Here is a 24,877-nt window from a genome sequence, read left to right as displayed (position 1 = left end):
GGTACGAGACCGTGGCGGACCAGGACTTGGTGGTCCAAGACGCCACAGCAGGCCACGACTTGGCGGATCAGGACTTCGTGGATCCGGCGAGCATTCCGGCGATCAGGAAGCGCTGGGAGAAGAGGAACACCACCAGGACCGGGATGATCGCCACCAGTGTGGCCAGGGCCAGTTGTGGACGCTCGACCGCGAGCGCGCCGACGGTCGGGTTGAAGGAGGGCACGCTGTCGAGGAGGGTGCCGAGACCGACCTGCACGGGCATCTGGCCGCTCTCGGGGAGCATCACGTACGGCAGGAAGTAGTCGGTCCAGTTGGCGACGAAGCTGAAGAAGCCGACCAGCGCCACGACCGGGGTGGCGAGCGGCAGGGCGATGTGCCGGAAGACCCCGAATTCCGAGCACCCGTCGATGCGCGCCGCGTCCAGCAGGTCCCTGGGCACGGCGGTGCTGAAATAGATGTAGGTCAGATAGACGCCGAACGGGTAGAAGGAGTACGGCAGGACGACCGACCACATGGACCCGATCAGGTGGACCGCGTTGACTTCGAGGAAGAGCGGCACGACCAGGGTGGCGTTGGGCATCAGCATCACGATGAGCGTGGCGATCAGCAGCGTGCGCCGGCCCCGGAACTCGGTCATCGCCAGGGCGTAACCGGCGGGCACGGCGACGCACAGGGTGATGACCAGGGCGAGGCCGGAGTAGAGCGCGGAGTTGCGCAGCCACAGCAGGAGCGCGTTGTCCTGGAAGCCGGTCAGTGCCTCCCAGTTGGTGCGCAGCGCGTGCCAGGAGCCGAAGGACAGCGGACTGCCGTGGACCAGCTGCTCGTCCGTCTTGGTGGCGGCCAGCACCAGCCACAGCAACGGCAGAACGAAGAACAGCAGGAACAGCCCGAGCACCACAGCGGTGAGCAGCCGGGGTACCGTCGGTCCCCGGACCGGGCGTGGACGACGGCGGGTCCGCGGAGCCGCCGCGTCAGGTGCCGGTGGCGGGGCGGCGGAGGGCCGGGCGGTGGCGTACGGCCTGATGTCATTCGGCATCGAAGAACCCCGACCGTGCGACGAAGGCCGTGGCGACTACGAGCCCGACGACCAGGAGCTCGACGGAGATGGCGGCGGCGCCGTTGATGTTGTCCATCTGGAAGGCGAAGTCGTACGAGAGCTGGTTGGGCGAGTAGTCCCGCCCTGCCACGCCCACGCTGGCCTGGGACAGCAGTTGTGGCTCGACGAACAACTGGGTGCCGCCCGCGAAGCACAGGATCACCATGTAGACGATCCACTTGCGCAGCATGGGCACTTGGATGTGCCAGGCGGTGTGCCACGCGCCGGCGCCGTCGATCCGGGCGGCCTCCAGTACCTCGGTGGGAATGTTGTTCAGTGCCCCGTACATGACCACGATCCAGCCGCCCGCTCCCGTCCAGAACGCGATGAGGGCGAAGAGCAGGGGAAGATGGCCCGGTGCGATGACTTCGCCGAAGGTGGCGTAGCCGAGGCGGCTCAGCAGGAAGCTGACCGGGCTCACGGTGGGGTCGAGCATGAACAGCCAGATCATCACGCTCGCCGCGCCCGCCAGGGCGCCGGGAATGTAGAAGAGGAACCGCAGCGCCCTGCTGGCGCCGTGTGAGGCCAGCCGGTGCAGCAGCAGTGCCAGGGCGACGACCAGGATCACGAGCAGGGCGAGCCAGAACACCAGGTAGAGGGCGATGTGTCCGACAGCCGGCAGGAAGCGGAAGTCCCGCGCGGAGGCGGCGAAGTTGTCGAATCCGGTGAAGGCGCCGTCGCTGGTGGTGAAGGCGAAGTAGATGGCATAACCGGTGGGCACGATCCCGAAGGCGGCCAGCAGGATGACGTATCCCGCGACGAAGAGGTAAGTGGTCCGGCTTCGTCGGGGAGCGCGGCCCGCACGGGCCCCGGCAAAGCCGATCACGCGGGCGGGCGCTGTCACTTGGAGACCTGGTATCCGTCGGACCGGGCGTATTTCTCGATCGCGTCCTGCCAGGCCGGGAGCAGAGAGACGATCGACTTTCCGGCGGTCAGGCCGGGCTTGACGGTGGCCGCCCAGATGGCTTCCTGACTGAACTGGCCGGAGCCCCAGCCGGACCAGACCTGTGTGGCGGCGTCCTGGAGGGGCTTGGTGATGTCGTCGGCGTAGTAGCCGCCGGACTTCTGCGCGGCCAGCCAGGTGGCGGCGGCCGGGGCGTAGGCGGGATAGCCGGGGGCGACCTTGCCCTGGTAGTCGTCGGAGGTGGTGACCCAGGTCAGGAAGTCGGTGGCGGCCTTGATGTGCGCCGAGTGCGCGGACAGCAGCCAGGTACCGCCGCCCACGTTGCCGGTGGCCGGACTTGAGTCGCCCTTCCACTGTGGCGGCGGGGCCGCGGCGATCCGGCCGGCGGGAGTCTTGAAGGTGCCTTTGAACAGGGCGCCGCCGAACCAGGCCGGGCCGGGCATCAGCAGTACCTTGTCCGCCTTGTTCTTGCCGAAGTCGGTACTGAAGACGCCGCTGGTCGATATCGACTTGTCCGCGATCAGGCCGTCCATGAGCTCGGCCATCCTGGTGCATTCGGTGCCGGCGGTGTTCACCGAGACGGCCTTCGGGCCGGTGATCCGGTTGGCACCGCATTTGCTCGCCCACAGGTAGATCTCCGGGGCGAAGGCGTCGCCCGCGTCGCCCACCAGATAGCCGGGGTGTTCGGACGCGACCTTCTTGCCCAGGTCGGCGTACTGTTCCCAGGTGGTCGGCACGTGGTAGCCGAACGTGTCGAGCAGCTTCTTGTTGTACCAGAGGACGCCTTGCGAGAGATCGTTGCGCAGGCAGTAGAGCGTGCCGCCCACGGTGCACACGTCGTTGGAGCCGGCGGCGAACTTGTCCAGCGTCGAGGCGGGGATGAGGCCCTTGTCGAGCGGGGCCGTGAAGCCGGCCTGGACGGCCCAGGTGACTTCGTTGTTCTGCGAGCTGAAGACCACATCGGGCCAGCCCTTGCCGGTGCGGTTGAACAACTGGACCTTGGTCTGCAGATAGTTGGACCCGTTGGCGTCACCGTCGAAGGTGACGATGTCCATCTTCACCCCGGGGTTCTGCTTCTGGTACAGCTTCGCCGCGGCCAGCCGGGTCGAGTCCACCCACACCGTCAGCGCGCCGCCGCTGTCCTGGGCGACCTGCTTGAATCCGTCCTTCGTGGTCGTCCTTCCCCTGCTCGCGTTGCCGCTCGAACAGGCGGCGGCGCTCACTAGGGCCAGCAGCACCGCGCAGGAGACCGCCACAGTGCCCCGGAGACGGCGACCGCCCTGTCTGTTCGGGCCGCCACCGGTGCCAACCGCTCTGATCATGAGCCTTCTCCGCTCCGTCGGGGTGTCCATGGGCAGGGGCAGCAAAGGAGGGGAAGCCGGGGATGAGTCATACACATCACCTCACCTCACCCGTTGCCGCCTGGGCCGACGACGGAAGTACGGGCCTCCCGGCGGCAATTAGGCTCCCAGTCCACGGGCCGGGTCAAGGGCATGGGCACACCTATTTTCGTCGGCATCCGGGCCATCCCGACCGCCATTTCACCCCATTTCTCCACTCCATGAGGCTGGGCGTCAAGCAAATGCCGAGCTCAAGCCCCTTCGCTGCTGGACGACAAAGGCATCCTCATCCTGGAGATGTATAGGCTTATTTCCTCAACCCTTGTCCGTTCCTTGTTCGTTGTCGGACTCGGCGAGAGGATGTATCAGATCCATGGTCGGCGAGGACTAGCGAGAAGCGAGGCTTCCGTGACGGGCACAGCGAGAGGAACGGCGGGCGGCAACGAGGAGGAGGCTCCGTACCGGCCCGGATACGAGGTGGCCGCGGAGCAACTGCTCGAACTCATCGCGTCCATGGATCTGCGTCCGGGCGACCGTCTGCCCACAGAGCTGGACCTTGCCGGACGGCTCGGAATGAGTCGCACCGTGGTCCGCGAAGGCATCAAGATTCTTTCCGCGCTCGGCCGGGTCCGCGCGCAGAAGGGCCGGGGGCTCTACGTCGCGGACGACCCCGGCATGCTGGGCTCCGGCCGGTTCGGCGGGTTCTTCCTGCCGACCAACCTCGACCATCTCTTCATGCTCTTCGAATTCCGCAGAGTCCAGGAGACCGAGGCGAGCCGACTGGCCTCGGTCCGGGCAACCCCCGTCGAGCTGCGCGCCATCGAGAAGGCCGCCGACACCTGCCGCCGTGCCTTCGAGTCCGGTGACGTCGAGCTGTTCGAGCAGGGTGACGACGCCTTCCACGCCGGCATCGCCGCCGCGGCTCACAACGCCTTCCTGGCCGTGGCCGTGCAGGAGGCACGGCGACTGCAGAGCCAGTCGGGCGTCATCGCGCTGCGCGGCACGCTGGGCGGGCACGGGGCGGCCGCCATCGAGGAACACGACGCGATCTTCCACGCCATCAGGGACGGCCGCCCCGAGGACGCCGCGCGCGCGGCCGCCACCCACATCGACAACACCCTTGAGGACTACCGCAAGAAGATCCAGCAGCGCGTCTTCGGTTGATGCCCCGAGCGTCATGAGTGCGCGGGAAACGGCGCCGGGCTGCGGTCACCCTCTTCAGGAGGGGGAGGAATCGCGAATTCCGAGTCTCACGCACGACCGGAAGGCATGAGACGAACCGATTCCGTGCAAGCGCTTCGATTGTATGCCGAGACCGGGGGAGCGCGGGGTCAATGACGTGCCCGTGAGGCGAAGGCGCCGCCGACGCGCGGACTGAGGCCCGCCGATTCGGCGAGTGCGTTCCGAACCGGCCCCCGGATGACGCGAGTTGGCGGCTGCGTGCCAGCTCAACGGCATGGTGGCAGGGCACCCGGGGGGCCGGCACCCGGCCCTCGAAACGCACCCCGCGCAACCCATCCCCCCGCCACTTCGCCGCCGCCGCGCCGGGTCGGCCGGGCGCGGCGATTGCCCCCGTTCCGGGGGAATCGGCCGTCGAACCGATTCCGCGAGGGATCGCAACAGTAGGCTCCCAACCCTTGACAGACCTGCGGAATCGGGAGCACCGTCTCCTCCCGAAACCTCTCTGCAATCCCACTGCAATCACGGAACGTTCAAGCGCTTCCGCACCAAGGGCGCCGCCAGCACAAACTGACTGGGTTACGCCGGCACGGTAGGGAGATGGGATGGAAACCCCACGTACAAGAGGCCACATGCTGTCCGGGCGCGGTGGCCTCCAACGGCTGTTCGCTGCGTTACGGCGCCGTGGCGGGCCGGGCGAGGTGCCGGATCCGGCACATGTCCCTTCCCCGGTGCGCTCGCCGCGTTCTCGGCTGATGACGTTCGCCCGGGCAGGGGCCGCGACCGCGCTTGTCGTGGGCGCGCTGGCCGGCGCCACGGCCACGTCCGGCACGGCGCGGGCGGCCACGTCCGGGCCGTGCGACATCTACGCGGCCGGCAGTACGCCCTGCGTCGCGGCGCACAGCACGACGCGCGCGTTGTACGCCTCGTACAACGGGCCGCTCTACCAGGTCCGGCGCTCCTCGGACAACACCACCCGGAACATCGGTGTCCTGAGCGCGGGCGGGTATGCCGACGCCGCCGCGCAGGACTCGTTCTGCGCGGGGACGTCCTGCCTGATCACGATCATCTACGACCAGTCGGGCCGGGGTAACCACCTCACCCAGGCGCCGGGGGGCGGTGCCGCGGGTGGTCCCGACAACCTCGCGAACGCGACCGCCGCGCCCACCGTGGTGGGCGGTCACAAGGCGTACGGCGTCTTCGTGGCGCCCGGCACGGGATACCGGAACAACCACACCAACGGCGTCGCGACCGGGGACAACCCCGAGGGCATGTACGCGATCCTCGACGGCACGCACTACAACGGTGGCTGCTGCTTCGACTACGGCAACGCCGAGACGGACAGCCACGACGACGGCAACGGCACCATGGAAGCCATCTACTTCGGCAACATCAAGGTCTGGGGCTACGGTTCGGGCAACGGTCCCTGGATCATGGCCGACCTGGAGAACGGCCTGTTCTCCGGGGTGAACCAGCGCTACAACGCGGGCGACCCGACCATCAGCCACCGGTACACGACCGCCATCATCAAGGGCGGCGCGAACCACTGGGCGATCCGCGGCGGCAACGCGCAGTCGGGCGGCCTGTCCACCTTCTACGACGGGCCGCGTCCCAACGCCGCCGGCTACAACCCGATGCGCAAACAGGGCGCCATCATCCTGGGCATCGGCGGCGACAACAGCAAGGGCGCACAAGGCACCTTCTACGAAGGCGTCATGACCACCGGCTACCCGTCGGACACCACCGAGAACGCGGTCCAGGCCAACATCACCGCGGCCGGATACAGCAATTCCTCCGGCGGGACGAGCACCGGTGCGCTGCACGCGGTGGGCGCGGGCAAGTGCCTGGACGTCCCGGGCGCGTCCACCACGGCCGGCACACAGGTGCAGATCTGGGGCTGCAGCGGCAGCGCCAACCAGACCTGGTCCCGCACTTCCGCCAACCAGTTGACCGTCTACAGCGGCGGCAGCCAGATGTGTCTGGACGCGTACGACAACCAGACCACGGCCGGCACGAAGGTGGTGACCTGGCCGTGCAACGGCCAGACCAACCAGCAATGGCAGCTGAACTCCGACGGCACCGTCACCGGCATCCAGTCCGGACTCTGCCTCGACGTCACCGGCGCCTCCACGGCCAACGGAGCCCTGGCTCAACTCTGGCCGTGCAACGGCGGGTCCAACCAGCAATGGCGCCTCAACTGACCTGACCGGCTCCAGTCCGTGGCCGGCCCACCGCCGGCCACGGGCCGCACCCGCCACGGATGCGCGCACCCGCACGCCCGGCCACCGGCCACACTCGCCACCGGCCGAGGGCACCCGCATGCCCGGCCACCGGACCTCTCGCGCCACTACTGAAGGATGACGATGTCCAGACCCAGAGTGCTCCGCGGCCGCTGGGCCGTCCCGGTGGCCCTGTTCGCGCTGCTGGCCGGAAGTGTCGCCACGGCCGGGGCCGCGAGCGCCGTACCGGCTGAACGCCAGGCAGCGGCCGCCACCCTGTACGTGGCTCCGGGTGCGGCGCCGGGCGGGAACGGCAGCGCCCGGAAACCGTTCGCCACCATCGCCCAGGCGCAGCAGCCCGCGCACCGGCTCTCGGCCGATGCGGACGTCGTGGTCCACCTGGCCGGTGGCACCTACCGGCAGTCCAAGCCGCTCACCTTCGGCTCCGGCGACGGCGGCCAGAACGGCCACACCATCTCCTACCAGGCCATGCCCGGGCAGCGGCCGGTCGTGACCGGCGCCAAGCAGGTGACTGGTTGGCAGGTACAGGATCAGACGAACAACGTCTGGTCGGTCCACGTCGGCACGGGTGTGAACACCCGCCAGTTGTACGTGAACGGCAAGGAGGCACCCCGGGCGGCGATCCAGGTGTCCCGCTCCGACTTCACCTTCACCCGGTCCGGCCTGACCATCACCAACCCCGCTCTCAACTACCTGGCCGGCCTTTCGGACCAGAACCACATGGAAGTCGAGAGCCTCAACTCCTTCACCGACCGCTACGCGCCGGTCCGGTCGATCAGCGGCAGCACCATCACCATGCAGCAGCCCGCGTGGAACAACAACTCCTGGGGATACGACACCATCAACGCGCCGTTCGCAGGCGGCACGATGTACCTGGAGAACAACTACGCGTTCCTGCGGCAGGCCGGTCAGTGGTACCTCAACTCCTCCACCGGCGACCTGTACTACCGGGCCCAGCCGGGGCAGAATCCGAGCAGCCTCGACATCGAACTGCCGCGGCTGCAAAGCCTGTTGGGCATCAGCGGCAGCTACGGCTCGCCCGCGACCGGTCTGCGGTTCACCGGCTTCCGGTTCACCGGAACCTCCTGGCTCGGCCCGAGCGGATCCGACGGCTACGCGGACCAGCAGAGCGGCGCGCACATCACCGGTGCCTACGCGATGCCGGCGGACTGGCTGACCAACTGCAAGTCGGGATGCCCGCAGTTCGAGGCCACCCGTAACCGCTGGACGCAGATGCCCGCGGCCGTACAGGTCTCCGCCGCCACCAACATCACTTTCTCGGGCGACACGTTCTCCGAACTCGGCCAGGCCGGACTGGGCGTGGGCAACGACGGCGCCGCCACGGCCTCCCGCACCGGACTCGGCGCCAACGGCATCACCATCACCGGCAACACGTTCACCGACGACGCCGGCAGCGGCATCCAGGTCGGCGGGATCCAGCCGGACGCGCACCACCCCGGCAACCCGCGGATGACCAACCAGAACATCGTCATCAGCAACAACCGGGTCAGCGGCGTGGGCACGGACTACAAAGAGACCGCGGCCATCCTGTCCACCTACGTCACGAACGCGACGATCACCCACAACCAGTGCGACCACCTTCCCTACGACGGCATCGACATCGGCTGGGGCGCCAACGACCCGGGCGGCAGCCAGGACTACGTCAACCGGGGCACGTACAACTACCAGCCCGTCTACAGCACTCCCACGACGCTGAAGAACAACACCGTCTCCTCCAACCTGGTCTTCAACACCAAGAACTCGATGTTCGACGGCGGCAGCATCTACAGCCTGTCCGCGGCCCCCGGCTCGGTGATCTCCGACAACTACATGTACGACAACCGTCACACCACCGCGCTGTACCTCGACGAGGGCTCCCGGTACCTGACCGTGTCGCACAACGTGGTGCAGGGCGCCGGCAACTGGGCGCTCACCAATGCCAACGCGAACAACCACACCGACGACAGCACCTTCTCCGACAACTGGTACAACGGCGGCAACACATACGTGGCCACCGGGCCTCCGCACAACAACGCCCTCACCGGCAACGTCCAGGTCAGCGGCACCAACTGGCCCCAGGGCGCCAAGGAGGTCATCCAGCGGGCAGGCCTCCGGTCGTCGGGCGGTGGTGGCTTCCCCACCGGCCACCACCGACTGGTGACCGGCAGCGACAGCCTCTGTCTGGACGTGTACGGCGCGGGCGGCAACCTCGGCCGGCAGCTCGACCAACGGCCCCGCAAGAACACCGCCGGCACCAACCAGGACTTCACCCCGCGCTGACCGGCTCGTGCGTCCCACGCGCCCGCACCGCCGACCGGCGGTTCGTTCACCACACCCACTGCCCCCCACCAGTGAGGAACACTGATGAAGAAGTACTGGGCACCCCTGACCGCGGTGCTGACGGCCGCGCTCGGCCTGAGCGGTGCGCTGCCCGCGGCGGCCGCCACGGGCGGCAAGGCACCGTCCGCGGCCGCGCCCGCCGCGTTGCGGCTGATGCCCTTGGGCGACTCGATCACCTGGGGCGTCGGCAGCGCGTCCGGGAACAGCTACCGGGGCTTCCTGTGGAACCAACTGGCGGCCGAGGGACACGCCCTGGACTTTGTCGGCTCGGGCCGGGGCGGCACCATGTCCGACCCGGACAACGAAGGCCACTCCGGCTGGCGGATCGACCAGATAGCCGGCATCGCGGACTCAGTACTGGCCCGCTACCGGCCGAACGTGGTCACCCTGGAGATCGGTACCAACGATCTGAACGGCGGCTACCAGGTCCCGACCGCAACCGACCGGCTCCATGCGCTCATCGACCAGATCACCAGAGCCGCGCCCGACGCGACCATCCTGGTCGGCACCCTGATCATCTCCACCAGCGGTTCCGAGGAGGCCAGCCGGCCCGCGTTCAACGCCAAGTTGCCCGCGATCGTCCAGGCCGAGCAGGCCGCCGGCAAGCACGTACGCCTGGTGGACATGAGCGCTCTGACCGTCGCGGACCTTTCCGACGCCCTCCATCCCAACGACAGCGGCTTCAGCAAGATGGCGGACGCCTTCAACGCGGGGATCCAGGCCGCGGACGCGGCAGGCTGGATCAAGCCGCCGGTGTCCGCGGGCGGGCAGGTGCGCGCCGGCGTCGCGGGGAAGTGCCTGGACGTCAACGGCGGCAGCAGCGCCAACGGGAACGCCGCGGGGATCTGGTCGTGCAACGGCTCCGACGCGCAGGTGTGGTCCGCGCCTTCCGACGGCACGCTGCGGGCGCTCGGGAAGTGCCTCGACGCCTCCGCCCGCGGCACCGCCAACGGCACCAAGATCGAGATCTGGGACTGCAACGGCGGCGCCAACCAGCAGTGGCAGGCGTACAACGGCGGCTACCGCAATCCGGTCTCCGGCCGCTGCCTCGACGACCCCGGTGGCTCCACCACCGACGGTACGCGACTGGTCCTGTGGGACTGCAACGGCGGCAGCAACCAGAAGTGGACGCGCGACTGATCCGGTGGTGACGGGCTGGCCACCACCAACTCCCGTATCACCGCCGCCAGTTCCCCCGATAGGGCCCCCACGTGTCTCCCCCCGATGAGCCCCACAGGTCTCTCCCGAGAGGTTCCCACATGTCCTCCTCCCTGCCGCTCAGCCGGCGCGGGCTGCTCGCTGCGGCCGGCGCGGCCACCGCCTTCGGCCTACTGCGCTTCGCCCCTGAGGCCGCCGCGACCGACGGCCCCGGAAGCTACACCGCGAGCTGGCCCTCCGTGGACCAGCACCCACCGGCCCCGGCCTGGTTCCAGGACGCCAAGTTCGGCATCTACTACCACTGGGGCGTCTTCAGCGTTCCCGCGTTCGGGAACGAGTGGTATCCGCGCAACATGTACATCGGCGGCTCGAACGAGAACAAGCATCACATCGCCACCTACGGCGACCCCTCGGCATGGCCGTACAACAACTTCATCGACGGCGCCCGCGACAAGGCCGGCAACTACGTGCAGTTCGCCCCCAAGTTGGCGTCCCGGGGCGGCAGGTGGGATCCGGACGCGTGGGCGCGGCTGTTCAAGGCCGCGGGCGCGAAGTTCGCCGGCCCGGTCGCCGAGCACCACGACGGCTTCTCCATGTGGAACAGTCGCGCCAATCCGTGGAACTCGGTCCAGCGCGGACCCCGACTCGACCTGGTGGGGCTGCACGCGCAGGCCATCCGTGGGCAGGGCCTGAAGTTCATGGCCTCGCTGCACCACGCCTACCACTTCAACGGCTTCTACGACCATGTGCCCAACCAGTCGGACCCGGCTCTGCGCATCCTCTTCGGCCAGCAGGGCTCGGCCGCGGAGAACAAGCTCTGGTACGACAAGCTGGTCGAGGTCATCGACGGCTACCGGCCGGACCTGGTGTGGCAGGACTTCGACCTGGGCCGGGTGCAGGAGTCCGACCGGCTCCAGTTCCTCGCGCACTACTACAACCAGGCCATCGCGTGGAACAAGGACGTGGTCGCCACCTACAAGGACGGCCTCGACAACAAGGGCGAGGTCTTCGACTTCGAACGCGGCGGCCCGGCGGGCCTGCTCACCCCGTACTGGCTGACCGACGACAGCATCTCCTCGTCCAGCTGGTGTTACACGGTGGGCATCGGCTACTACTCGACGCAGGCACTGCTCCACTCGCTGATCGACCGGGTCAGCAAGGGCGGCAGCATGCTGCTGAACATAGCCCCGATGGCCGACGGCACCATCCCCTCAGGGCAGCAGTCCATCCTGCTCGCCATGGGCGACTGGCTCGGCCGCTTCGGAGAGGCGGTCTACGCGACCCGCTCCTGGGCCAGTTATGGCGAGGGCCCCACCAAGATGGGCGGAGGCGCGTTCAGCGGACCGGTGGCAGGCAAACCGCAGGACGTCCGGTTCACCCGCAGCCAGGACAACAAGGTCCTCTACGCCACCGCGCTGGGCTGGCAGGGCGCGACCATGACCGTCACGACGCTGAACTCGAACCAGATCAACCTCAGCAGCCTGACCGGCGCGCAACTGCTGAACAACACGGCCGGCACCTACATCAACCTGCCCGCACCGACCCAGGACGCCACCGGTCTGCACCTCACCATGCCCTCGTCCAACCCGCCGTTCAGTGCCCTGGCCTACACGGTCAAGCTCACCTTCTCCGGTGAGATCCCCGTCCTGGGCCCGCCGGGCGGCTCCACAGCCTGGGTGAAGATCGCCAACGTGACGAGCGGGCTGGTGCTCGACAGCGGTGGCAGCGCGGCCTCCGGCTCCAACCTCAAGCAGTGGAACTACGACGGGAGTACCAATCTGCAGTGGCAGGTGATCGACCTCGGCAACGGCTACTGCCGCATCATGAATCGCACCAACGGCATGGCCGCCGACAGTTGGGGCGACACCGCCAACGGCGCCCCCGCCCGCCAGGCGGCGTGGAACGGCGGCAACAACCAGCAGTGGTCGCTCCACAGCCTCGGCGGCAACCGCTACCAGATCGTCAATCGGGGCACCGGCACCGCCCTTGACGGCAGCGGCAGCACGACAGCCGGCTCGACCACGGTGATGTGGACACCGAATTCCAGCACCAACAACGAGTGGACCATCACCGGGGTCTGAGCCGCCCGTCCCTCGACCACGGAAGAAGGAATGCATGAAACGCACATCCCTCTTGACGTCCCTCATGGCAGCGGTACTTCTCGTCCTGACAGCCGCGGGCACCTCGTTCAGCAGCGGCCTCGGCACGCCCGCGCCGGCCACGACCACCGGCGCCGTCCGGGCGACCGCCGGCTGCGGCAAGGCCCCAACGCTGACGAGTGGCACACACACGATCCAGAGCGGCGGTCAGACGCGCAGTTACATACTGCGGATTCCTGCCGGCTACGACAGCAACCATCCCTACCGGCTGGTCTTCGGTTTCCACTGGCGGGGCGGCACGGCGGGCGACGTCGACTCGGGCGGAACGGACGGGTACAACTGGTCCTACTACGGCCTGCGACGCCTGGCGGACAACGCCAACAACAAGACGATCTTCGTAGCCCCCCAGGGCAACGGCAACGGCTGGGCCAACCCCGGCGGCCAGGACGTGGCCTTCGTCGACGCCATGGTCAGCCAGCTCGAAGGAGGTCTGTGCGTCGACACCACGCAGTTGTTCTCCGCCGGCTTCAGCTACGGCGGCGCGATGTCGTACGCCCTCGCCTGCTCCCGGGCGACGGTGTTCCGCGCGGTCGCGGTCTACTCCGGCGCGAACCTCAGCGGGTGCAACGGCGGCAACCAGCCCATCGCCTACATGGGTCTGCACGGCCTGAGGGACAACGTGCTGCCCATCTCCTCGGGACGGGAACTGCGCGACACCTTCGTCCGGACGAACGGCTGCGCCCCGCAGAACCCGCCCGAGCCGGCCAACGGAAGTCTGACGCACATCATCACGACCTACTCCGGATGCAAGTCCGGACACCCCGTCGTCTGGGCCGCGTTCGACGGAGCGGGCCACGACCCCGGTCCCATAGACGGTTCCACCGGTGACGGCTGGCACACCTGGACGTCGGCAGCGGTGTGGCAGTTCTTCACACAGTTCGGCTCGAATCCGTCGCCGCCCACCGGCAACCAGGAGATCGTCGGCCAGCAGTCGGGGCGCTGCCTCGACATCAACAACTCGACCACGGCCGACGGCACACAGGCACAACTGTGGGACTGCAACGGCGGCTCCAACCAACGGTGGGCCTACACCGCCTCAAAGCAGTTGATGGTGTACGGCAACAAGTGCCTGGGCGTCTCCGGCCGGACAGCGGGCAACGGCACCCCGGCGGCGATCTGGGACTGCAGCGGGCAGGCAGATCAGCAGTGGAACCTCGGTACCGACGGCACGATCACAGCCGTGCGGTCGGGGCTCTGCCTGGACGCCGACGGCAAGGGAACCGCCAACGGCACGAAGGTCCAGCTGTGGAGTTGCACGGGCGGCGCGAACCAGCACTGGCGCCGGGAGAACTGAGACCGCTGCGGGCCACCGGTTGGTTCGCCGGCCGGGGCTCAGTGCTCCGGGAAGCCGAAGGAGTAGCCCTGCTCCTTGAGCCGGGGGAGGAGCCTGCGCAGGGCCTGAACCGTCTGCGTGCGGTTTCCGCCCGCGTCGTGGAAGAGGAGTGTCGGTCCGTTGTGCAGCTCTCGTTCGACGGTGGCGACGATGACGTTCGTACCCGGGCGCTCGAAGTCCTTGGAGTCCACGTTCCAGCCCAGCGGGCGCATGCCCCGGGACGCGGCGAGCTGGCGGCTGTAGGGAGTGAAGGCTCCGCCGGGCGCCCGGTAGTACATCGGCCGTACGCCCCCCGACGCCTCGGTGATCATGCGTTCCGCGTCGAGTATCTGCTGCGACTGGTAGCTCTGGGGCTTCTTGTCCATGGAGGTGTTGTGCGACACCGAGTGGTCGCACAGCCGGTGTCCGGCCGCGACCACCTTCTTCACGAGGTCCGGGTGGGCCTGGGCCTGCGTCCCCACCATGCAGAACGTGGCCTTCACCCCGAACTCCCGCAGCAGATCGAGGACTTGAGGGGTCCAGACGGGGTCGGGGCCGTCGTCGATGGTGATGTTGACGCCGCGTGCCCCCGCATCGGAGGCGTGCGCGATGGTGTCTTCGACCGGCGTGACGTCACTGCCCGGCGTGGCCGGCGCGTTCGCCTTGAGAGACGAGTCGCCCGAGGTGCCGGCCTGCGCGGTCCACACCGAGGCTCCGGTGGCGAGCATCGTCACCCCGAGTGCCGCCCCGACTGCCTTGCCGTACCAGCCCCGCCCGCCGTGCCGTGTCATGTCCGCCCCTTTCGCGCATTCCCCCGTCGATCCCAGGTCACCTGGCAGGACGAGGCGCGGCGGCCAGGGGATGCCTCCGTTACCGATCACGGACAATTCCGAGAGATTTCGCGGACAACTCCACGCGAACGGCGACCGGAACGATGCCGGTTGACCCGATCCTGCCTTCGGGACTGGCCCGCACCCGCCGCGTCGCCCGTACCGTCGGCGTGCGTGGGCGGTCGCAAGGCGGGCCCGGCGAGTGAGGGGCTCGCCTGGTGGGGGGAGTACCAGGGAGCCGCCGTCCCACTCGCCGGGCGCCTTCCCGGTGGCGGCACAGGCGGTCGCCTGGAACTCCCGCGACGGCTGCCCTGCCAGTGATCGTGCGCACCGGGAGCGGGTGGTGGTGCGTTCGGGGCCGGGCGGCCGGGGCCGTGTTCGCCGCCAGGAAGACCGGTCTCTCGTCTCTGCCCTCACCATCGCAGCGGACAGGGGCCCTGTACAGGTCGATTCCGGACGGGGAGGGGTGGGTGTGCCGCTACTTGCCGGGGTGGGCCAGGATCAGCTCGGTGTTGTGGTCGGCGGAGGAGCCGAGCTTGGCGGACGGAGTGGCGTAGGGGTCGTTGTAGGACAGCTCGCGGTAGAGGGCCGCCAGGCCCCGGTCGGAGGTGTCGGCGAAGTCCGTCGCGTACGGCGCGGCGGACTCGATGAGGGTGGTGAACAGCGACAGGGTGCCGTCGCCGTTGTCGGCTATCTCGATGATCCGGGCGTGCTGCGGATAGTCGACGTGGGACGCGGTGTTGATCTCCCAGAAGGCGCGCTCGGGGACCGCGTGGCCGTGCGGGGTGATGCGGTTCTCGTGGGTGTGGCCGTTGACCCAGGCCACCACGTTCGGATAGCGCTGGAGCAGCGAGACCAGGGCGTTGCCGTCGTGGCGGCCCTCGAACGGGTGGTACGGGTCGGGCAGCAGGTTGCCCATCGTGGCGCTGGTGTGGTGGCTGAACAGGACGATGAGCGAGTCACTCGATCCGCCGCGCACCACGTGCCCGTCGGTGTCGTACCAGCGGCTGCTGTGCGACTTCAGTACCGACTCCAGCCATTTGAGCTGAGCCGTGCCGAGTGAACCGTCCGCGAAACCGGCCCTGTTGGTGGTGTCCAGGCTGATGCCGAGCACGCCGCCCGCGAGCGGGAACGTGTAGTACAGGTGGCCGCTGTTCGCCGCGTCCGAGGTGAAGCCGTGGCCGACCGGCCCGGCACCGGTGTACGCCGGGTTCAGGTGCGCCTTGGCGAACTCGGCCGGGGTGAACGGGCGACGGCGCTCGTCCGGGGTGACCTTGCGTATCGCGCCGCCGTCGCCGAGCAACCTCCCCAGCAGGAGCACCGCTTGGGCCGGGTCGTGCTGCAGGGCGTAGGCGAGCTTCGCGGCGGTGGCGTCGTCGATGCCCTCGATCTTCCGGTCGCCGGTGTACAGGTCGTTCAGCAGCCCGAGGTCGGGCAGGCTGCCCTCGATGCTGTCGTCGTGGTTGCCGACGGTCGTGTACCAGGGCACGCTCAGGCCGGGCGCGCTGAAGGGACGGGCCGCGCCCGACAGGAAGCCGGGGATCTGCGGGAGCCCCTTGGCCTTGTAGCTGTCCTGGAACGACGACTCCGGGTTCCAGTAGTCCGCGTTGTTGGAGTTCTGCACGCCCTCGTAGCGTGAGGGGTCGCCGCTGCTCGGGGTGATCCGGCCGCCGCTCATGACGGACAGGTACCAGTCGAGCTCGATGAGCTCGTGGTTGTCGGTGTTGTCGCCGGTGGCCATCACCATGCCGAACGGCAGCCCGGTGTACGGGCCTTGGCGCACCGCGTTGACCCGCTCGACCAGTGAGGACGCGCCGCGCACCGTCAGCGCTTCCTGCGGGCGGTGTGCGCTGTCGTTGTACTTGGCCAGGTACTCGAACCGCACCGGCGACTCGGTGTCCGCCAGGTGCAGGTCGGTGAACTGGACGAAGGAGGCGAGCCCGGTCCTGCGGTCGTCCCGGCCGGCACTGCCCGCGGCCAGGTCACCGCGGACCACGAGCGGCCAGCCCGGGCCGGCCACGAGGCGCTTGTACGAGCCGCTGCCGATCGGCATCGCGGCCTGTTCCAGCGTGGTTCCGCCGATCCGTACCGCACGCGCGGCCGTGGCCGCCAGCGCCCGGTCCTGCGCCGTCGCCGACCACAGGGCGGCCCCTGCGGCAGCGGCGGACATCCTGGAAACGAACTGACGGCGGCTCATCCCGCGCATGGGTATCCCCCTGGTGGCACTGGCAGTTGAGGGCACGGCAGCATTCGGCCACGACCGTGCGGCCACACACTACTGGCGGGTAGCCGTATGTACAGGTGCCGGGAGGAAACTTGAGGGAAACAAAAAGAGGAACGTGCTCTGGAGCGGGCCGTCAGGCCTCGGGTGCACCGCGAGGCCCGGAAGGCTATGCGACCTCGCCCTCGGCGGAACCCTGGCGCGACTGATCGGCATCCTCTGATCCGGCGCCGTCAGGGCGCTCTCCGACGAGCAGGCCGATCAGTCGCACCACCTGATCGCGGGGGTCCGGTGCGCCGATCCAGCCGGTCATCACCAGGTGGTGGAGCGTGCCTACCAGGGCGAGGGCGATCGAGGCCGTGTCCGTGGCGTTCGCGAGGCGGTCCAGGTGGACTTCGGCCTCCAGATAGGCGGTGATCGAATCCTGGATCGCCCCGAAGCCGGGTGCGCCCGCCTCCAGCGCCTGGCGGATGCGCAGAGAGGTGGCGGGGCGCGTCATCGCCAGGCCCGCCATCGTGGGGTCGAGGGACGTGAGCAGGGCGAGCGCCAGCTCGCCGAGGTTGTCGGCGACGGTGGCCCGGCCGGCCTGCCCGGGCAGCTCCGCGGCCTGTCGCGCACAGCGGGCGAACCGGTCCAGGACCAGCTCCGCGACGAACTCGTCCAGCCCGTCGAAGTGCGCGTGCAGCATGCCCTTGGCGCAGCCCGCCTCACTGGTGATCGCCCTGCTGGTGAGGGCGGCCGGGCCTTCGCGGGACAGAACCCGTACCGCGGCATCGAAGAGCCGCTCACGAACATCGGGAATCGCGACTCCGCGCGGTGACATGGGACCTCTCCTTGGACGAGATGCATGAGTTGAACCAGATGCGTGGGTTGAACGAGATGCATGGGTTGGGCGAGACGTAGATGTATGGGCTGTGCGAGGTGTACGGGCTTGCGAGGCCTGCGGAACGCCACCGCCAACCAACGTTTACCACAAGGGAGTTGCAGGTATGGGCGTTCGCCCATACTCTTTGGGCGAGCGCCCATTCTAGTCCGTCGGGCGCCGCATCCAGTAGGGGGGGTATCCATATGCGGCACGTGGCCAACACTGCGCAGGCGCAGGCTTGGAACGGTTACGAAGGCGACCACTGGGCCCGGAATCAGGGCCGCTGGGACGCGGTCAACGGGGGCTTCAACCACGTCCTCCTCACGGCCGCCGCGCTCACGGAGCGCGACCGGGTTCTGGACATCGGCTGCGGGTCGGGGTGCACGACGCGCCTGGCCGCCCAACAGGCCGTCCGTGGCGGGGCGTTGGGCCTCGACCTGTCGGCGCCGATGCTGGCGCGGGCCCGGGAGTCCGCGCGGCGCGAAGGCGTGGGCAACGTGACCTTCGAGCAGGCCGACGCGCAGGTCCACGCCTTCGCCCCGGACGCGTACGACGTCGCGATCAGCCGCTTCGGGGTGATGTTCTTCGCCGACCCCGTCGCGGCCTTCGCCAACATCGCCCGCGCGCTGCGCCCCGGGGGCCGCGTGGCCTTCGTGTGCGCCGGAGAGGCCGGAGTCAACGAATGGCTCCAGGTCCTCGGGGAGCTGCGCGACATCCTGCCCATCGGCGACTTCGGCGCGCCGGGCGGCCCCGGCATGTTCTCCCTGGCCGACCCGGACAGCACCCGCGCCCTCCTCGTGTCCGCCGGATTCGAGCACGTCGAGGTGGTGCCCGTGCAGGCGTACGGGATCTGGGGCCGCGACGCCGAGGAGGCGGCCGATTTCCTGCTCGGATCGGGCCCGGCGCACCACCTGCTGGGTCAGGTCGACGAGGAGGCCCGGGCGCGCACCCGCCGGAAGCTGACGGGCCTCCTGCGCACTCACGAGAGCGACGGAGCGGTACGCCTGCGTACCGGCGCCTGGCTCGTCACCGCTCAACGTTCGAACTAGTCGGGCTGCCGATCGTCACTCACGGCATCAACTGGCCGTAGTTTCGCGGGAGTTCGACTCCCATTCCTTTCCGGTCGACCGGATCAGCGCCGGGTACACCCCGAGATACCGGAAAGGCTTGATGGCCGCCATGTACAGGGTGCCGAAGAGTCCGTTCGGCTTCACCAGGATGGCCATCTGGCCGTGGTAGCCGCCGGACTCGTCCGGGACCCAGCCGATGTGCAGTACCCCGTGTACCGTCTTGTTGGCCATCTCGGCCGCCCACTCGTCGTGCGTCTGGTAGACGGAGGTGAACGTGCCCGACCGGAATGCGGGCCCCTGCGGCCCCTCGCGGAGGTCTGCCGGAAGGCGATCGCGGAGCGTGGGCACGCGGGCGCCCACGCCCTCGTCGAGCTTGTCCCAGCCGAGCAGTTTGCCGAGCTTCCGGCGAACCGCGAAGAGGAAGCGCTGCACGGGGGAGGAGGCGCGCGCCTCGTCGTCGCTCGTGAACTGGCGTACCAGGCGGTCGAGTTCGTCCGGGCCGCCCGGCGTCGGCAGCGCCCACACGTCCTCCAGGGTGAAGTCGCCCGCGATCTCATGGATCCGCCAGGGGCGGGACGTGTGCGCGGTTGCGGGGAGTTTCATGGCCTGACCCCTATCTATACGATGCCGTATAACTGGAGCCTAACACTGGTCATACGGCACCGTATAGATGAAGGCCGAGGTGAGGGGCGGCACATCATGGAGCGCGGCGGGCGAGGTGTGAGGCGAGGCTGAGACCTCCTCGACGCTCGTGCCTTCTTGCCGGGTGTCGGCGAGCGCTTCATCGCCTCGGGCGTGCCGGCGGCAGCCGTGCGGAGGTGCTGGAGGCCGCCGGGGATGGCTGCTGAGGTAGCCGCCCGCTGGACGGTGGGAGCGCCAACGGCCGCTGGTCATACGGCTGTTGGCGCTCCGCTTCAGCTCACTTGCAGTACGGCACGGCGTTGAGGTTCTGCACGTAGCGTGCGGAGACCCAGCCCGGCTTGTCCGCTCCGAGCTTGTACCAGAGCTTGTTGCCGTCCACGTTCTGGCCGGTCTTCTTGCACTCCAGCGCGGTGATCGTGCCCTGCGGCAGCAGGGTGAGCCGCTTGGAGGCGGTGTTCGTCTCCTGGTGGACCCACAGGCCGCCGTTGGCGACGACCTTGCCCTTGGGCTGAGCCGCCGGTGCGGCGGCGGGGGTCTGCTGCGCCGAGGCACCGACGGGCTGCGGCTTCGCAGTCGCCGCCGAAGCCCCGCCCGCGCTGAGCAGGATTCCCGATCCGGCGAGTGCCGCCACCGCGCCCGCGGCGACGATTCTGCGTATGCCAGATACGTACACGCTGTTCCCCTTTCGTTCCCTTCATGGCCTTTGGGTTGTGCGCCCTGTAAGACAGCCAATGGTGCCGATCCGTTCCACTGGGATCGAAGAACTTCCGTCATGTATGGGGCAGTTGAGGTGCCGAAAGGCGTTTCCCGTGGTCCCCCGGGGTGGAAGGGATGATGCGGCCATGTCACGCTCATCCCTTCGGAAGGAAGCCCCTCAAGTGCTCCGCAGACAAGGCGCGTTGCTTGCCGCAGTCGTCCTGATTCCGCTTGCCACGGCAACGCAGGCCGGTGCCGCCACGGCAACACGGACCGATACCGCCACCCCGGCGCAGCCGGCCGCCGCCTGCACCTACACCCCGGCCGTCCCCGCCGACAACTACAAGGGGATACCGGACTTCGACCCGGTCAAGGCCGCCCGCCCATTCAACGCCACCCTGCGCACCAGCCAGGGCGCCATCACCTTCAAGGCGCTGACCGACAAGGCCCCCTGCACCACCAACTCCTTCCGGTTCCTTGCCGAGAAGCGCTACTTCAACGGCACGCACTGCCACCGGCTCACCACCGCGCGGCTGTACGTGTTGCAGTGCGGCGACCCGACCGGCACGGGCAGCGGCGGTCCCGGATACTCCTTCCCGGACGAGAACCTCACCGGTGCCACCTATCCGGCGGGCACGGTGGCGATGGCCAACGCCGGGCCGAACACCAACGGCAGCCAGTTCTTCTTCGTCTGGAAGGACACCAAGCTCTCGCCCGCCTACACGCCGTTCGGCCAGGTCACCTCCGGGCTCGACGTCCTGCAGAAGATCGCGGCAGGCGGCGAGGACGACCAGAACGGGCCGGGCGACGGATACCCCACGCTGCCGGTGAACATCAAGCGTGTCGAGATCAAGCGGGGCAACCACTGACCAGGGCCCCCGACCGGTAGGCCAAGCGATTGCTGTTGCGGTCCGGCTGGCGGGGGAGCGCGGGGTGGGGCGGGGGCGCGGCTACTCTCCGCCCATGACGGACACCTTTGACCATGCCCCGCAGGTATGGACCGCAGGCCGCTTGCGGGAAGCTCTCGCCGGCCTGTCCGACGACACCCCCATCCACATCGCCGTCGCGGACGGGCCCGGCGACTTCGAGGGCTACAGCGAGTACGCCCTCGTCGACCTGGAGCCCGTCGAGAAGGACTTCGGCGAAGACGCGGCGGCCAGGACCGAGGTCGAGTACACGCTGTTCGCCGACTACAAGGCCGGCCAGTACCACGTCGACCTCGTCTGACGTGCCTCACCGCGCACGGGCCGGGTGCAGGTGGTTTCCCTGCCGCCCGGCCCCAGTGCCGCTCAGGCGTAGAAGTTGCGCTCCCACCGGTGCTTGGCCAGCACGGCGAGCTGGTCGGCGCTCAGCGCGCGCCCGTCGCTCAGCGCCGTGTTGCGCTCCACGTTGCGGATGCTGCGCATGCCCGGGATGACCGTGGAGACGGCCGGTGAACTCAACACGAAGCGCAGCGCGGTCTCGGCGATCTCGTCCGGGGCGATGCCGAGGTCGGCGACGATCGCGGCGACCCGCCGCTCGACCCGGGCGGGACGATCACCCTTGAAGTAGCGGTTGCGCCAGTCACCCTCGGGGAACGTCGTGTCGGCGGTGATCCGGCCGGTGAGACCGCCCTCGTCGAGCGCCACCCGCACGATGACGCCGACGCCGTGCTCCTCGCAGGCCGGGAAGAGTTCGTCGGTGGGCGACTGGTCGAAGACGTTGTAGATGACCTGCACACTGTCCACGGCGCCGCTGCGGACCAGGGCCGTCGCAGTGTCGGGCCGGTGGTCGTTGACGGAGACGCCGAACAGGCGGATCTTGCCTTCCCGCTTCAGCTCGGCGACGGTCTCCAGCCAGTCGCCACGGCCGATCCAGTCGTCGTTCCACACGTGGAACTGCAGGACGTCGAAGTGGTCCAGGCCGCTCGCGCGCAGACTGGTCTCCAGGCTCGCGCGGATGTGGCTGCCGGGGAACGCCTCGGCCGGGTCCGTGCCGTAGGGCGGGGGCCACATGCCGTTCATCGGCGGCACCTTGGTGGCCACGCCCACCTCGTCACCGGCCCGCTCGCGCACGACCCGGCCGACGATCCGCTCGCTCTCGCCGTAGCCGCGGGCGGTGTCGATGAAGTTCACACCCAGGTCGATGGCCCGGTGCAGGGCGCGTACGGAATCGTCCTCGGTGGCACCCACCCAACTGGACGCCCCGATGCCCCACGCGCCGTAACCGATCTCGGACACGGACAGCCCGCTGCGTCCCAGTTCGCGGTAGCGCACAATCGTCCTCCACGTCGTCGTTCCCGTTCCGGCCGAGCCGTGGCCCGGGCCGGAAATCACGTTGACGATAGGCGAGTTGGGCGCGTGGGGCAGGTGAGTTTTTGCCGGACCTCAGTCCGCGGTGAGGCGGTTGCTCAGCCATTCCAGGGAGGGCGGGATCTCCCGGAGCCATGTGTTGAAGTTGTGGCCGCCGGAATCGAGCGTGATCGAGGAGACGTGCGCGGGCTTCTTGACCTTCGCGATGAACTTCTGAGTGTCCTTGAGGTTGCTCTCGCCCTGCTTCGAGGTGGTGACCAGGAACGACGAGTTGCCCTGGGGCAGATGGTCGAGGCTCCACAGGAGATCGGACCGCTTCTGCTCGTGCTTGTTCCCGTGGAAGAGGTCACCGGAGTCCGTGTCCACCTCCGGCTGGTAGTCCGCGGACAGGCCGACACCCGCCGCGTACGCCTCGGGGTGGTGCAGGGCGATCTTCAGCGCGCAGTACCCGCCCGTCGAGTCGCCGACGAAGCCCCAGTTCTTCGGCTTCGTCCCGACGCGATACGTACCGGAGATCGCCTTGCGCACGTCGTCGGCGAAGAACGTCTCCGTCTGGGGGCCGCCCGGGATGTCGATGCACTGGGTGTTGCGCGGCGGGGCGACGGTGGGCCGCATCATCACCAGGATCATCGGTTGCGTCTTCTTCTCCTTGGACAGCGTCCACGCCGTCTTGGGGTAGTGCAGCCCCTTTATGAGGTTCTCGGCGGTCCCGGGGAAGCCGGTCAGCACCACGGTGGCGGGGAACGACTTCTTCTCGTACCCCTTCTGGAAGTACTCCGGCGGCAGATACACATAGGCCGGGGTGACTATCCGGGACCGTGCCCCCTGCACCATGACCCGCTGCACCTCGCCGCCGATGCTCGGCTTTCCGGCGCCCGGCACATCGACCTTCTGCTTCCCTTCGACCTTCACTCCCGGACTGGCGGCCGCCTGCGCGTCCAGGACCCCCACACCGTCCTGACGGCCGAACAGGTCCGCCCACGAGCCGTAGAAGAGGAACGACTTGTTGGCCGCGAGACCCACGGAGGAGAAGAGCAGCAGCTGAACCGCGCACATCAGCCCCACCCGCGCCACGATCGGCCGCCACCCCTGCCTCGCCAGCCTGGGCCACAGCCACACGACGACGAGGGACAGCAGCACCGTGCAGAGCACGGCCAATGCCAGAGTGGAGGTACTTGTCAGCCCCATGGATCAAGAACACTCTCTGCACGAGATCGTCCTGGACGCGGCGCCCGGCGGCCCACCTCCAGCCGCACCGACTCAGGGGTGCGCACCGAACTAGACAGGGATCCGGCGTGATCCGTTGCCTCGGGATTGCCAACCTTTCGGCCGGGGTGCGGTATGTGGCGAAATCGGCGCGCCCTTCAGGTGTCCGGTCGCCCCGCGCCGCCTCTAGGGCGTCGAGCGGGCCGCGGTGCGGGACGACTCCTCGGCCTGCCGGCGGGGGGCCGCCACCTCCCGCTCGTCGGCGGCCGACAGCCAGAAGTAGACCGGGGGCAGCGCGAGTTCGATGCCCATCAGGACCAGCTGGAACCAGTTCGGGCGGCCGAGCGAGGCCCATGACAGGAGCCTGGCGGCGCCGCCCAGGAAGAAGATCCCGGCCAGCAGGCGCACGGCCCTGGACGGAATCGGCGACTGCCGCGCCACCCAGATCCAGGCGAGCCCGTACCCGAGGAAGATCGCGCCGAAGAACCGCATGAGGCTGTCGACGGTGGGTCCCGGCGAGCCCGCGCCGGGCACCGAGTCCATGCCCGTGGCGAGGTGTGCGGCGCCGATCAGCACATCGGCGACGCCCATCGCCCATGAAAGCCACTTGAGGAGCCTGGCCATGGTGTGGTCCCCCTTCGCCTTACTGGGCAGGTGTCTACTAAGTCGACGATAGGTTTGTTAGTAGACACGCGTCAAGTAGTCTGGGTGTCATGACCGCGCGCCGCAGGCTGAGCCCCGACGAGCGCCGCAAGGAGTTGCTCGACGTCGGAGCCCACCTGTTCGCGGCGAAGCCCTACCACGACGTGCTGATGGAGGATGTGGCCGAACAGGCCGGTATCTCAAGGGCGTTGCTCTACCGCTACTTCCCCAACAAGAGCGCCCTGTTCGCCGCCATCTACCGGCAGGCGGCCGACCGGCTGCTCGACGGCACGCCGATCGACCCCGCGAAGTCGCTCCTAGACCAGCTGTCCGCCGGGCTCGACGTCCACTTCGACTACTTCGCCGCGAACAGGAACACGGTGCTCGCCGCGAACAGGGTGCTCGCGGGCGACCCGGTGATCCAGGCGATCATCAACGACGAGCTGGCCGAACTGAGCCGGCGCGTACTGGATGCGACCGGACTCGAAGGCCCTGCCCGGGACACGGTCTCCGCCGTCCTGACGAGCTGGCTGGTCTTCGTCCGCGCGCTGTGTGTGGACTGGCTGACCAACGAGGCGTTCTCCCGGACCGAGCTGCACGACATGTCGTTGGGCGCCCTCCTCGGAGCGCTGGGCGCCGTCACCGACGTCGACCGGCTCCTCGGCGCCGACGGCTGACCGCCCCGG

Annotated in this window: 21 protein-coding genes; 10 read left to right on the top strand and 11 right to left on the bottom strand. The window is 68.7% G+C overall.

Annotation, left to right across the window (positions count from 1 at the left end):
* Positions 1–67 precede the first annotated feature (67 nt).
* The 3 genes from ACWC2B_RS19660 to ACWC2B_RS19650 are packed head-to-tail and all read right to left on the bottom strand — an operon-like array spanning position 68 to position 3,322.
* A complete protein-coding gene (locus tag ACWC2B_RS19660; protein ID WP_450718175.1) occupies positions 68–1,036 on the bottom strand; it encodes a carbohydrate ABC transporter permease in 969 nt (322 codons plus the stop codon).
* Complete coding sequence (locus ACWC2B_RS19655; protein WP_450718292.1) at positions 1,026–1,922, bottom strand: carbohydrate ABC transporter permease; 897 nt, start codon at positions 1,920–1,922, stop codon at positions 1,026–1,028. The genes ACWC2B_RS19660 and ACWC2B_RS19655 overlap by 11 nt, the downstream gene beginning before the upstream one ends.
* 14 nt (positions 1,923–1,936) lie before the next feature.
* Positions 1,937–3,322, bottom strand: coding sequence for an ABC transporter substrate-binding protein (locus ACWC2B_RS19650; protein WP_450718173.1), 1,386 nt, complete (start codon positions 3,320–3,322; stop codon positions 1,937–1,939).
* 426 nt (positions 3,323–3,748) lie between these two features.
* On the opposite strand from ACWC2B_RS19650, the gene ACWC2B_RS19645 reads away from it, so the two are divergent.
* The 6 genes from ACWC2B_RS19645 (at position 3,749) to ACWC2B_RS19620 (ending at position 13,710) form a co-directional block, all read left to right on the top strand.
* Positions 3,749–4,504 (top strand): FadR/GntR family transcriptional regulator, encoded by a 756-nt coding sequence (locus ACWC2B_RS19645; RefSeq protein WP_450718171.1) that lies wholly within the window; start codon positions 3,749–3,751, stop codon positions 4,502–4,504.
* A 770-nt stretch (positions 4,505–5,274) separates the two neighbouring features.
* Entirely contained in the window at positions 5,275–6,720 is a 1,446-nt protein-coding gene (locus ACWC2B_RS19640; protein ID WP_450718169.1) for an arabinofuranosidase catalytic domain-containing protein, read from the top strand.
* Positions 6,721–6,882: 162 nt separating this feature from the next.
* On the top strand, positions 6,883–9,039 hold the full coding sequence (locus ACWC2B_RS19635) for a right-handed parallel beta-helix repeat-containing protein (RefSeq protein ID WP_450718167.1): 2,157 nt from the start codon (positions 6,883–6,885) through the stop codon (positions 9,037–9,039).
* A gap of 84 nt (positions 9,040–9,123) precedes the next feature.
* Complete coding sequence (locus tag ACWC2B_RS19630) at positions 9,124–10,239, top strand: ricin-type beta-trefoil lectin domain protein (RefSeq protein ID WP_450718165.1); 1,116 nt, start codon at positions 9,124–9,126, stop codon at positions 10,237–10,239.
* Positions 10,240–10,358: 119 nt separating this feature from the next.
* A complete protein-coding gene (locus ACWC2B_RS19625) occupies positions 10,359–12,338 on the top strand; it encodes an alpha-L-fucosidase (RefSeq protein ID WP_450718163.1) in 1,980 nt (659 codons plus the stop codon).
* A 34-nt stretch (positions 12,339–12,372) separates the two neighbouring features.
* On the top strand, positions 12,373–13,710 hold the full coding sequence (locus ACWC2B_RS19620; RefSeq protein ID WP_450718161.1) for an RICIN domain-containing protein: 1,338 nt from the start codon (positions 12,373–12,375) through the stop codon (positions 13,708–13,710).
* Positions 13,711–13,748: 38 nt separating this feature from the next.
* Here ACWC2B_RS19620 and ACWC2B_RS19615 read toward each other — a convergent pair whose 3' ends face one another.
* The 3 genes from ACWC2B_RS19615 to ACWC2B_RS19605 all read right to left on the bottom strand — a co-directional run bounded on the left by ACWC2B_RS19615 (position 13,749) and on the right by ACWC2B_RS19605 (position 17,602).
* A complete protein-coding gene (locus ACWC2B_RS19615) occupies positions 13,749–14,519 on the bottom strand; it encodes a polysaccharide deacetylase family protein (RefSeq protein WP_450718159.1) in 771 nt (256 codons plus the stop codon).
* Between the two features lie 517 nt (positions 14,520–15,036).
* Positions 15,037–16,764, bottom strand: coding sequence for a TIGR03767 family metallophosphoesterase (locus tag ACWC2B_RS19610; RefSeq protein WP_450718157.1), 1,728 nt, complete (start codon positions 16,762–16,764; stop codon positions 15,037–15,039).
* A gap of 184 nt (positions 16,765–16,948) precedes the next feature.
* Positions 16,949–17,602 carry a TetR/AcrR family transcriptional regulator gene (locus tag ACWC2B_RS19605; protein WP_450718155.1) on the bottom strand — a complete coding sequence of 218 codons (654 nt, stop codon included), beginning with the start codon at positions 17,600–17,602 and terminating at the stop codon, positions 16,949–16,951.
* Positions 17,603–17,847: 245 nt separating this feature from the next.
* On the opposite strand from ACWC2B_RS19605, the gene ACWC2B_RS19600 reads away from it, so the two are divergent.
* Positions 17,848–18,693 carry a class I SAM-dependent methyltransferase gene (locus ACWC2B_RS19600; RefSeq protein WP_450718153.1) on the top strand — a complete coding sequence of 282 codons (846 nt, stop codon included), beginning with the start codon at positions 17,848–17,850 and terminating at the stop codon, positions 18,691–18,693.
* A 27-nt stretch (positions 18,694–18,720) separates the two neighbouring features.
* On the opposite strand, the gene ACWC2B_RS19595 is transcribed toward ACWC2B_RS19600, so the two are convergent.
* Positions 18,721–19,317: a DUF2867 domain-containing protein gene (locus ACWC2B_RS19595; RefSeq protein WP_450718151.1), complete on the bottom strand. Its 597-nt coding sequence runs from the start codon at positions 19,315–19,317 to the stop codon at positions 18,721–18,723.
* A 316-nt stretch (positions 19,318–19,633) separates the two neighbouring features.
* On the bottom strand, positions 19,634–20,029 hold the full coding sequence (locus ACWC2B_RS19590) for an SH3 domain-containing protein (RefSeq protein ID WP_450718149.1): 396 nt from the start codon (positions 20,027–20,029) through the stop codon (positions 19,634–19,636).
* A gap of 205 nt (positions 20,030–20,234) precedes the next feature.
* Here ACWC2B_RS19590 and ACWC2B_RS19585 point away from each other — a divergent pair, with 205 nt between their 5' ends.
* Both ACWC2B_RS19585 and ACWC2B_RS19580 read left to right on the top strand, forming a co-directional pair.
* Entirely contained in the window at positions 20,235–20,921 is a 687-nt protein-coding gene (locus ACWC2B_RS19585) for a peptidylprolyl isomerase (RefSeq protein ID WP_450718147.1), read from the top strand.
* Between the two features lie 94 nt (positions 20,922–21,015).
* Entirely contained in the window at positions 21,016–21,279 is a 264-nt protein-coding gene (locus tag ACWC2B_RS19580; protein WP_450718145.1) for a DUF6225 family protein, read from the top strand.
* Positions 21,280–21,341: 62 nt separating this feature from the next.
* Here ACWC2B_RS19580 and ACWC2B_RS19575 read toward each other — a convergent pair whose 3' ends face one another.
* The 3 genes from ACWC2B_RS19575 to ACWC2B_RS19565 form a co-directional block, all read right to left on the bottom strand.
* Entirely contained in the window at positions 21,342–22,307 is a 966-nt protein-coding gene (locus tag ACWC2B_RS19575) for an aldo/keto reductase (protein ID WP_450718143.1), read from the bottom strand.
* 111 nt (positions 22,308–22,418) lie between these two features.
* The gene (locus ACWC2B_RS19570) at positions 22,419–23,531 is read right to left on the bottom strand and encodes an alpha/beta hydrolase (RefSeq protein ID WP_450718141.1); all 1,113 of its coding nucleotides are present in this window, start codon (positions 23,529–23,531) and stop codon (positions 22,419–22,421) included.
* A gap of 204 nt (positions 23,532–23,735) precedes the next feature.
* Positions 23,736–24,173 carry a DUF4345 domain-containing protein gene (locus ACWC2B_RS19565; RefSeq protein ID WP_450718139.1) on the bottom strand — a complete coding sequence of 146 codons (438 nt, stop codon included), beginning with the start codon at positions 24,171–24,173 and terminating at the stop codon, positions 23,736–23,738.
* An 89-nt stretch (positions 24,174–24,262) separates the two neighbouring features.
* On the opposite strand from ACWC2B_RS19565, the gene ACWC2B_RS19560 reads away from it, so the two are divergent.
* On the top strand, positions 24,263–24,868 hold the full coding sequence (locus ACWC2B_RS19560; protein ID WP_450718137.1) for a TetR/AcrR family transcriptional regulator: 606 nt from the start codon (positions 24,263–24,265) through the stop codon (positions 24,866–24,868).
* The last annotated feature ends 9 nt before the right edge of the window (positions 24,869–24,877 follow it).

Source organism: Streptomyces sp. NPDC001415, from assembly GCF_053597395.1.
The sequence above is the reverse complement of the archived record's forward strand: the minus strand, read 5'-3'. Positions and strand labels throughout refer to the sequence as shown.

Excerpts from the sequence above, each read along its gene's own strand:
- ACWC2B_RS19570 (WP_450718141.1), bottom strand. The coding sequence starts at position 23,531 with ATGGGGCTGACAAGTACCTCCACTCTGGCATTGGCCGTGCTCTGCACG.
- ACWC2B_RS19565 (WP_450718139.1), bottom strand. The coding sequence starts at position 24,173 with ATGGCCAGGCTCCTCAAGTGGCTTTCATGGGCGATGGGCGTCGCCGAT.
- ACWC2B_RS19560 (WP_450718137.1), top strand. The coding sequence starts at position 24,263 with ATGACCGCGCGCCGCAGGCTGAGCCCCGACGAGCGCCGCAAGGAGTTG.
- ACWC2B_RS19605 (WP_450718155.1), bottom strand. The coding sequence starts at position 17,602 with ATGTCACCGCGCGGAGTCGCGATTCCCGATGTTCGTGAGCGGCTCTTC.
- ACWC2B_RS19620 (WP_450718161.1), top strand. The coding sequence starts at position 12,373 with ATGAAACGCACATCCCTCTTGACGTCCCTCATGGCAGCGGTACTTCTC.
- ACWC2B_RS19630 (WP_450718165.1), top strand. The coding sequence starts at position 9,124 with ATGAAGAAGTACTGGGCACCCCTGACCGCGGTGCTGACGGCCGCGCTC.
- ACWC2B_RS19615 (WP_450718159.1), bottom strand. The coding sequence starts at position 14,519 with ATGACACGGCACGGCGGGCGGGGCTGGTACGGCAAGGCAGTCGGGGCG.
- ACWC2B_RS19625 (WP_450718163.1), top strand. The coding sequence starts at position 10,359 with ATGTCCTCCTCCCTGCCGCTCAGCCGGCGCGGGCTGCTCGCTGCGGCC.
- ACWC2B_RS19635 (WP_450718167.1), top strand. The coding sequence starts at position 6,883 with ATGTCCAGACCCAGAGTGCTCCGCGGCCGCTGGGCCGTCCCGGTGGCC.
- ACWC2B_RS19595 (WP_450718151.1), bottom strand. The coding sequence starts at position 19,317 with ATGAAACTCCCCGCAACCGCGCACACGTCCCGCCCCTGGCGGATCCAT.
- ACWC2B_RS19580 (WP_450718145.1), top strand. The coding sequence starts at position 21,016 with ATGACGGACACCTTTGACCATGCCCCGCAGGTATGGACCGCAGGCCGC.
- ACWC2B_RS19650 (WP_450718173.1), bottom strand. The coding sequence starts at position 3,322 with ATGATCAGAGCGGTTGGCACCGGTGGCGGCCCGAACAGACAGGGCGGT.
- ACWC2B_RS19610 (WP_450718157.1), bottom strand. The coding sequence starts at position 16,764 with ATGCGCGGGATGAGCCGCCGTCAGTTCGTTTCCAGGATGTCCGCCGCT.
- ACWC2B_RS19640 (WP_450718169.1), top strand. The coding sequence starts at position 5,275 with ATGACGTTCGCCCGGGCAGGGGCCGCGACCGCGCTTGTCGTGGGCGCG.
- ACWC2B_RS19660 (WP_450718175.1), bottom strand. The coding sequence starts at position 1,036 with ATGCCGAATGACATCAGGCCGTACGCCACCGCCCGGCCCTCCGCCGCC.
- ACWC2B_RS19600 (WP_450718153.1), top strand. The coding sequence starts at position 17,848 with ATGCGGCACGTGGCCAACACTGCGCAGGCGCAGGCTTGGAACGGTTAC.